General features: G+C 23.2%; 1 pseudogene. It reads right to left on the bottom strand.

Annotated elements, in window-relative coordinates:
• A pseudogene (locus tag SH09_RS12395) lies at positions 1–241 on the bottom strand (hypothetical protein); the annotation flags it as partial.

Raw genomic sequence — 241 nt, 5'->3', positions numbered from 1 at the left:
AACTCTTGAAATATGTTTAATAAAAATCACAAAAAAGATTGTGAAGAGTATTAAAAAAGTCCAATTATAATTTGTCGTAAATAACATAAAACATATAATACTTATAGACATTAAAACAATACCTACGATATCTAATGTATTTTTTGTTGATTTACCAGGTACCATTACTTTAATAAGAAAAGGTATAGTTACTATTGTAATCATAGGAAGTATAAGTAGGTAAGACCAATGAATATAATGT

Origin of the sequence: Staphylococcus gallinarum (assembly GCF_000875895.1) — a bacterium.
Classification (GTDB): Bacteria; Bacillota; Bacilli; order Staphylococcales; family Staphylococcaceae; genus Staphylococcus; species Staphylococcus gallinarum.
The sequence above is the reverse complement of the archived record's forward strand: the minus strand, read 5'-3'. Positions and strand labels throughout refer to the sequence as shown.